This window comes from Nocardia sp. NPDC051052, from assembly GCF_044456045.1.
Lineage (GTDB): Bacteria > Actinomycetota > Actinomycetes > Mycobacteriales > Mycobacteriaceae > Nocardia.
The window spans coordinates 133,186-142,026 of the sequence record NZ_JBITFL010000014.1; the positions used below are offsets into that span (position 1 = coordinate 133,186).

At 66.9% G+C, this 8,841-nt stretch carries 6 protein-coding genes; 5 read left to right on the plus strand and 1 reads right to left on the minus strand.

The features are described from left to right. The first annotated feature begins 17 nt into the window (after positions 1-17). From ACIBCN_RS36615 to ACIBCN_RS36635, 5 genes are all read left to right on the plus strand, one after another. Positions 18-512 carry a DinB family protein gene (locus tag ACIBCN_RS36615; protein WP_396996524.1) on the plus strand — a complete coding sequence of 165 codons (495 nt, stop codon included), beginning with the start codon at positions 18-20 and terminating at the stop codon, positions 510-512. A 30-nt stretch (positions 513-542) separates the two neighbouring features. Next, positions 543-1,568 (plus strand): alpha/beta fold hydrolase, encoded by a 1,026-nt coding sequence (locus ACIBCN_RS36620; protein WP_396996525.1) that lies wholly within the window; start codon positions 543-545, stop codon positions 1,566-1,568. A gap of 171 nt (positions 1,569-1,739) precedes the next feature. Next, a complete protein-coding gene (locus tag ACIBCN_RS36625; RefSeq protein WP_396996527.1) occupies positions 1,740-3,119 on the plus strand; it encodes a hypothetical protein in 1,380 nt (459 codons plus the stop codon). Beyond that, on the plus strand, positions 3,119-4,507 hold the full coding sequence (locus ACIBCN_RS36630; protein WP_396996528.1) for a PQQ-binding-like beta-propeller repeat protein: 1,389 nt from the start codon (positions 3,119-3,121) through the stop codon (positions 4,505-4,507). Before ACIBCN_RS36625 ends, ACIBCN_RS36630 begins: the two co-directional genes overlap by 1 nt. Positions 4,508-4,581: 74 nt before the next feature. Further along, positions 4,582-5,148: a VanZ family protein gene (locus ACIBCN_RS36635; protein WP_396996529.1), complete on the plus strand. Its 567-nt coding sequence runs from the start codon at positions 4,582-4,584 to the stop codon at positions 5,146-5,148. Here ACIBCN_RS36635 and ACIBCN_RS36640 read toward each other — a convergent pair. Beyond that, positions 5,047-8,361 (minus strand): AfsR/SARP family transcriptional regulator, encoded by a 3,315-nt coding sequence (locus ACIBCN_RS36640; RefSeq protein ID WP_396996530.1) that lies wholly within the window; start codon positions 8,359-8,361, stop codon positions 5,047-5,049. The genes ACIBCN_RS36635 and ACIBCN_RS36640 overlap by 102 nt on opposite strands. Positions 8,362-8,841: the final 480 nt, after the last annotated feature.

An 8,841-nucleotide genomic window follows, 5' to 3' on the forward strand; every position in this document is an offset into this window, starting at 1 on the left:
CGACAAAGGAAATCATCATGCCCGCCGCCTTTCGCCGCGCACGCCGCAGCGACGCACCGCCGCCCCGAACCGGCAGCAGTGAGACCGCTGTGCTGCGCGGATTCCTCGACTACCTCAGGACCTCGATCGCCGCGAAGATCGACGGTGCCCCCGAACCACAGGTCCGCACTGCCGCAGTGCCTTCGGGCACGAACCTGCTCGGCCTGCTCGAGCATCTGACATTCGTCGAGCGCTCGACGTTCCTCGGGGAGAAGGTCACCAACTGGCAGGCGACGTTCCATGCCGCACCGGAAGACAGCGTGGCCGACGTCGTCGCCCGCTATCGCGAGACGGTCGAGCGCGCCAACAAAGTACTCGACGGCTGCACCGACCTCGGCGCACCGGTGCCGCGGCGGGACGGTCCCGCTCCCAGCGTCCGTTGGGCGCTGGTCCACCTGATCGAAGAGACGGGCCGCCACGCAGGCCACGCCGACCTCCTCCGCGAACTCATCGACGGCGCGACCGGCCGCTGAGTCCGAACACCCTCCGCAGCAAAGGATTACATGATCACCGCAGCACCTCCGGCAGTGCGCCGCTCCCGCCGACCCGCGCGGGCGGTGGCGACCGCAGCGCTCGCCCTCCTGCTCACCATCGGCACCGCCGCGTGCGCCACCTCGGCCGCCGACGTTCCGCCTTACGCCGTCGCCACCCAAGGCGACTCTCGGTTCGAGAAGACCTTCCGGCATGAGTTCGCCGACGTCGACGGCGTCCGAATGCACTATGTCACCGGCGGCAGCGGCTCGCCGGTGGTGCTGATCCACGGTTGGCCGCAGACCTGGTTCGGCTGGTGGCCGATCATGCCCGCCCTCGCCGAACATCACACCGTATACGCCATCGACCTCCCCGGTCTCGGCGACAGCACCGGTTCGCCGACCGGCTACGACAAAGCCACCCTGGCCCGATACCTGCACACCTTGATCGCCGATCGGCTCGGCATCCGCGACGCCCGCGTGATCGGCCACGACTGGGGAGCCGCGGTCGCCTACCAATACGCCACCCAGTTCCCTGCCGACACCAACCGCCTCGGCTACCTGGACCTACCGCTACCCGGCCCCGCGATCGATGCCGCGACCTACCGAACTCTGAGCTGGCACATCGCCTTCCAGTCCCAACGCCGCGTCCCCGAGGCTGTGGTCAGCGACAACGTTCGCGAGTACCTGGCCCTGTTCTACCCCCAGGTCTCCTACGGCGGCACCGCCTTCGGTGGTACCTCGGATCGCTCCCCGTTCACCGACGCCGAAATCACCGAGTACGCGAGAACCTACCGCCGCCCCGAAACCCTCTCCGACGGATTCGAGCTCTACCGCGCCCTCGACAAGGACGTCCGCGACACCGTCGCGGCGGCACCGACAAGCGTGCCCACCCTGCTCATGACCGCCGAGGGTCAACTCGAACCGATCAAGTCCACCACGGCACCTCGCATGGCCAATATCGTTCGTGCCGTAGCTGTTCCGCACGCGGGCCATTGGCTTGTGGAGGAGAACCCACAGTTTGTCGCCGCGGAGTTGCTGCAGTTCCTGGACAGCTGAGTCCCGCCGATCGCCCACGCGGGTGCCGCACGGCATCCGGCGTGGGCTATCTTGCACGTCGACCGGCGGACAGCCACGCGGATAAATGGGTTGCGGTGGCAAACGTTCGCTGGTCGGATCGAACTTTGGGCGTATTGCGCGTGTGATGGACATCGACGGTAAGGGCGGTACATGGAAAGCGGTGCGGGTCGCGAGACGAGCGAGCCGTCGCGGGCGATTACCGGGTGGACGGTCGGGTTGATCTGCGCGGCGATCGTTGCTTGCGGCGTGATCGTCAGCGGGCTGTTGCACAAGCCGGAGCCGGAGCTGACGACCCAGCCGGTGCCCGTGTCGACCACGCCCGCGCGGCCGAAGGCGACTAGCTCCTATGTCACGCCGCCCGTGGTGTTTCCGGTGCGCATCCCGGGTTGCGATGTGGTCGAGCCGCCCGGCGACGGTAAAACGCAGGGCTATGTCACGTCCGACAAGTTCGGCTACGACAACCCTGCCTTTCCGTGGTTCTCTGGTCCGAAGGCCGTTGCCATGTCGCAGGCGCTGCGTGCTGGGCTGCCGGACGGTGTCGATATCGGCTTCGCCCCCGTCCGCCGGTCGCTGTTCTTCCAGCCTATCTTCGATCCAACCTCCGAGTCCGGCGAGCACCTCGACGCCGGCGGCTGGACCATGGCCGACGCCACCCTGCTGCGCGGCGGCAAATCGGGTGATCTGATGGTGTCGGTCCGGCAGTCCGCCGCGCCGATTCCGCCCTGTGTCGCGGGCAATCTCGACGAGCGCAGACACCTCGCCGACGGCACGACAGTCGACGTCCACGACACCTGGTTCGAGGTCGATAAGGTACGCACCCTGAACCGTACCGCCAACGCCTACCTGACCGACGGCACCACCGTCACCACCTCCGCCTTCGACGTCGGCCAGGACAGCGGCAGTCATTCCGGGACAGTGCCGTTGACCGTCGACGAACTCGCCGCCCTCGCCACCGCGCCCGGACTCAGCGTCACCGCGGCGGTGCCGCCGGGCACGCCGGACGTGCCTGAATCCTGCGGCCTCGGTTTCGATTTCGGTTCGGGCACCGGCGGCAAGGTCGACGAGAGCGTCGCACACCGGCTGGAGGCCGTACTGGCGCGGATCCCGCTCGACGGCCTCACCCTCGACCGGCCGTTGGGGTACCTGCGACCGGTAAGCTCCCGAGGGGGCGGCCTGTGTCAGATAGTTCGGATCACCACGCCGGGAAAGCAATCCAGCCTGCGCATCAAAATTACTACGGGACAGAGCCTTCCGTCGGAAGCTCCGGCGACGATCGACTCCGATGGCAATCGCACGACATTGCGGCGGCTTCCGGACGGGACGGCAGTCGAGAGCCGGGAGTCGCGGTTCAGTACTACTTCGAATCGACCAGGGGCACAGCCCGTTCCGAATATCGAACACACTGTCACGGTCACCCGCCCAACGGGCTCCCGGGTCGAAATCGGTTCCACCGCTGAACGCCCCACGGAGCCATTGTCCTTCGAACAGCTGGAGTCGATCGCCCTGACCCCCGGTCTGGAGGTGTCGTGATGTCATCGATCCCAGGTTTGCGCGGTTTGATTCTCGCCGCGGCGGCGGCGGTAATAACAAGTGCCGGAGCCGTTGTCGTCATGATGGAGCCCGCCGACGCAACCCGCAAGATCACCGGAACCGTGGAGTCGGCCCCTGGTCTCGCGTGGACGGTCGACGCCGCGGCCACAAACGGCAACACGACCTCGGAATTTCGTGATCCCGTGGCGGGAACCGAATACGATGTCGGCAGCCCAGGATTCATCGATGCGGGCGACACCCTCGTCACCGTGCTCGGCGCTTCGAATGGCAATATGCCCCTGCGGGATCCGATGATGGTCGGCATCAATGCCGCGACCGGCGCGGTGCGCTGGCGGGCACCGGCCGCCCACCTGGATGGTTGCGCTCGTACGCCGGTCGACGGCCGGGTCGTCTGCTTTGTCGCCCCGTCCACTGACCCGCCTGCCCTCGTCTGCTACGACATCGCCAGCGGAAAGGTAACCCGCACGCCGACCGATTGGCAGATCTTCGCGCTCGCCACCGCCGACAATCGGGTATACGCCGCCGAAGGTGATGTCGAGTCCGATGACGTGCGGGTCCACGCGGGCACGCTCGCCGACCCCGCGGCCGATTGGACCCGCTCGTTCGCCATGGGAACCTCCTGGGAGAGCGTCTCCACCGACGCATTGGACGTCTCCCACGGGCAGGGCCTGCTCACCCTAGGTGCGCAACTCGCAGGCTTCGATCTCGGCACCGGCGCGCCGACTTGGACTTCGGACCTGGCCGGGTGCGCCCGCACCGCCGCGACCAGCGCGGCGTTGGTCGTCCGAATCAATGCCGACTGCACCGGCGGGACCACCGGCACCGACCTCCTCGACCGCACCGGGCATGTCCTCGCTTCCAGCGACGGCAAAGTCGCCCAAAGCCTGTCGATCGACCGGCCCACCGACGACACCATCCCGGTGTTGCTCGCCGACGGAGCCCACGATCGCCATACCGGAAACCTGGTCTGGACCAGTCCGGACCTCCGCACCAAGACGGACAACGGCAACGCAATCAGCGGCACCGCGACCGCGATCCTCGGCGACCTCGCGCTACTCCGCGACGACGCCGCGCGGACCATGACCGGCCTGGACATGCGAACCGGCCACCGACTGTGGCAGATCAAGACCGAACGCTCCGGCACCGTGACCGCATGGGACAGAAGCGTAGTCGTCCAATCCGACTACACCGGCCTATGGGCGATCGACCCGAAAACCGGCAGCCCAGTCTGGGACATCCCCTTCCTCGCGGTCGACAAGACCCCCGACGCTCTTAACGGCAACGGCCAACTGACCGCCCACGACAACGGCCGCTACACCTACGCCGCCGCCCACACCATGATCGGCCTGCGCCCCATCGATCACTAGGCCGGTCGTGTGGATCGTGTGCAGGGTTCGTGGAGACGACCTGTGGTGCAGGTAATTCGAGTGAGACTGGCCGAATGAACGGAACGTGGGAGACCTGGGGCGGGGTAGTGCTCGCCGCGATCGCCGCACTACCGCCGGCCGGTGTGGCGGCATGGTGGCTCGCGCGGCGCTACGGTTGGCGACCCGCGCTGTGCGATGTCGGGACGGTGGTGGGTACCGCCCCATGGTTGTGGATGATCCTCACGCCCACGGGATCTGGGCGCTCGCTGAATCTCGTACCGCTACGTGACCTCGCCGAACAACTCACCGACGACAGGGTGATCGAGCAGTTCGGCGGCAACCTGCTGGTCTTCGCCGCCCTCGGCTTCCTGCTGCCGGTCCGGCTACCGTGGTTCACCCGCCCTTACCGCATCCTGCTGGCGGCCGCGGGCGCGTCGATCGCGGTGGAGTCCATGCAGTTCGCCCTCGCCATCGGCCGCCACTCATCGATCGACGACGTGCTGTTGAACGCGATCGGCGCCTATCTGGCGGGCCAGCTCTCACGGCATTGGTGGATCCGCCATCGCGGCCATGGCCGACGCCCGCTGGCCGGGCGAAATGCCACCCCGGATCAAATCCGCGGCGCGGCGGAACTCGGCTGAGCGTGACTCGGCGGCCCGCGTCGCGGTGGCCGCGAGGAACGACGAATCAATGCTGGCAACATGATTGGCGATGCGCTGAGTCTCCGGTATGCCCAGACCGGCGGCGATCTTCAGGGCCGCCTTCCAGCGTTGCCTGGCCACGGAAAAGTGTGCCGAGCAATAATTGACCGTCGCGATGGCATCGAAGGCGAGCACCTCTTCATACGGCGAACCGGACGCGTAGGCGATGTGCAGCGCGCGCTCGTAGTGGCCGAGTGCTTCGCGATACTGGCCCTGCCGACGGTGGACATCCCCGATCCCGAGATGCGTGCAGCATTTGAGGATCAGATCATTGTTCCGGTCGGCCCGCGCCAGCGCCGTCCGCAAGCTGTCGAGCGCCGCGTCGTACTGCTTCACCGCGCAATAAACATTGCCGAGCCGAATCGAGAAGTAGTTGTGGAACAACGTATTCGACGGCATCGGCGTCAGTGACTTCCTGGCGTCCTCCAGGTGCACGAGCGCGTCGTCGTATCGGCCGATCCGCATAGCGGTGTCGCTCATCCGCATCAGGGCACAGGAGCGAAGGTACGGATCGCTGGTCTCGTCGGCGAGGCTGACCGCCTGCCGCAGATAGTCGAACGCGTCGTCGTAGCAACCCATCCGCTCGTTGACCTGCCCCAGGCCCTGTAATGCGTAGCCCTCCATGAACTTGTCGCCGCACGAACGCGACAGCGACAGCGCTTGGTGGTAACCCATCAGCGCGTCCCGATACCGGGCCAGTCGGAAATAGACCAACCCGCTGTGGTGCATAGCCCTTGCCGCACTGCCGTAGTCGCCCATGCCGTGGGCCAGCCGCACGGCGTCATCGAGTACCACCAGCGCCTGCCGGCAATGCCGCATCCGCCAGAGCGTGTAGCCGAGATTGACCAGCAACCGGCACTCCTCCGCCTGCTCGCCACTGGTGCGCGCGCTTTCGACGGCGTCGAAATGCAGCGTGATGGCGTCGTCGGAGCAGCGCAGCCCGGTGACGTAAGGCCACCACAGAATCTCGGAGAACAAGCCCGTGTAGTCCGACCAGCGCCCCCTGGTCGCCTCGCGCGCGATGGCCAGCAGGTTCAGTCGCTCGCTGTGCAACCAGTCGACACATTCCTGGTGAGTGGCCAGCGCGGGCATCGGCGTCACCGGCCTGGGCAGATCGACGACACGACTGACCCGATCCGGCAGGATCTTGCTGCCGACCGCCCAGGCGGCATATCGGTAATAGTCGAAAAGTCTCGTCAGCGCCGCGCCGCCGTCCAGATCGGACGGCTGAACCAGGGTCGCGGCGTAATCGCGCACCAAATTGTGGAATCGATAGCGTTCGGAGACAACCTGCTCCAGCAGATGGACATCCACCAGAGCTTCCAGAATCTGCTCGGCCGCGTCGATTCCGATATCGGCCAAAGCGGCGGTGGCATAGGTGTCGAAGTCGCGACCGGGGTGCAGCCCGAGCAGCCCGAACGCGCGTTGGTGATCGGTGGGCAGGTCTTGGAAGCTGGCGGTGAGGGCGGCGGCCACGCTACGCGACCCCGCCGACAGATGCTCGAGCCGATTGTTGGGATGCCGAAGCCGCTCCGCCAGCCGATCGATCGGCCACACCGGCCGCGCGCGCAGCCGCCCGGCCGCGATGCGGATCGCCAGCGGCAGGTAACCACACAGCCGAACGGTCTCCGCGACCGCATCGGGCTCCGCGATCACGCGGTCGTCGTTGACGATGGAGGTGAACAGCGCCGTCGCGTCCTCGCGCGAAAGCACGTCCAGCGACAGGGATTTGGAGACCTCCAGGTCGACGAGCCTGCGCCGGCTGGTGATCAGCACCAGGCAGCTGGGCGTGCCGGGGAGTAGCGGTCGGATCTGATCGACGTCGGCGACGTTGTCCAACACGAGCAGCGCCGAGAGCGCCGCGATCTCGGTGCGCCACAACGCCGCTCGGGCATCCAGGTCCGGCGGTATCGTCTCGCTCGGCACCCCTACCGCGCGTAACAGCCGGTCGAGCGCCACCATCGGATCGAGCGGCGTGCTCTCGGCGGCATGACCGTGCAGGTCCAAATACAGCTGGGCGTCGGGAAACCGGTTGCTGAGTTGATGGGCGGCATGAATCGCCAGCGTCGTCTTGCCGACCCCGGCCATGCCATCGATGGCTTCGATGAATACGGTCGGCCGGGCCGCTTCCGGGGGAATATCGGTGAGTAACCCGCCTATTTCGGCGGTGCGCCCCGTGAAATCCGCGATATCACCGGGCAGCTGGTTTCGGCTCGGCAACGCCTCGGGTCGGGACTCGGCTCTGCTGACGCCTGCTACGGGCGAGGGAGCTGTTTCGGCGGGCACCGTGGCGGACGGCCACGGCGACTTCTGGTCGAGGTCGGTGAAATCGACTCCGCCGTAGCCTGTTTCATTCCGACCGGTCGGTGTTGGGGTCACCTCGGCCGGCGGTTCGATCTCGTCGCGCAGGATCCGCCGGTGCAGTTCGCGCAGTTCGCGCCCCGGCTCGATGCCTATCTCGTCGGCCAGGCGCCGCTGCGCGTCCTGGAAGACCATCAACGCCTCGGCTTGCCGACCGCAGTGGTAGAGCCCGAGCATGAGCAGCGTCCGAAACCGTTCCTGCAGTGGATACGAGCTGACCAACGGCGCGAGCTCGGCGACGGCCTCGGTGTGCTGCCCGCGGGCCAGCTTGATCCCGGCGCGATGCTCGAGCGCGGCCAGGTATCGCTCCTGCAGCCGTCGGCGTTCGGCTTCGATGATCGGGCCGGCCAAGCCGCTGAATGGTTCACCGCGCCATAGCGCCAGCGCCGCGTCGGTATGCCCGGCCGCCGCCGCGAGGTCGCTGTCGCGCCTGCATCGCTCGGCGGTAGCGATGAGCCGGTCGAACGCGACGTGGTCGGACAGTGACGGGTCGCCGTGCAGCACGTATCCCGTATCCGCCCGCACCAGAGCGGGTTCGGCGACGCGGCGGCGCGGTGCCAGCGCCCGGCGCAGGCGGCTGACGTAAGTCTGTACTCCGTTGCGCGCGTCGCTCGGTGGGTGCTCGCCCCATACGCCATCGATGATCGCGTTCACCGAAACCGGGCGGTTCATTTCTAGCAGCAGTGCCGCGAGCACTGCCTGTTGCTTCGCAGGTCCCAGCTCGATCTCACGGTCGTCCCACCACGCCGTGAACGAGCCGAGCACGCCGTATCTGATCTGTGTGTGCGCCATGGACAAGCCCTCCTGAACCATGTGCTGCCAGCGATGAGCATAGGGGGCGCCGGCCTCGCGCCACGCGGGTTCGGGGGGATAGTTACCACTTTGACCAGTCATTTACGCACTAGTACAGCGTCAGTTATGCCGCCTGCTACATCCTGATCGAGTGTGCGACAGCATGTTTCGGGGGGTCCGACGTCTGCGGTCGTCGATCGGTGATGGGTTTCGCGACAGTGCATCCAGTTACGGACAAGCGCCCACTTCCGGGCGTGGCCGGACGGTGCACCGGTTGCGGAACCGCCCGATCGGGCTACCCCGGGCGGGCCGGGTTGTCGCCCACGGTGTTTCGGGGGGAACGGAGTCGGGGTCAGTAGGACGCGTCGCAGAGCTAACCGGCGATGCACGCGCTGCGGGTCGGTATCGCCGAAAACGAACATTTTTGGCCAGCTGCAGATCGATACCGCCCGGCAAAGGTGATAAGCGAGGGAGTTTGCC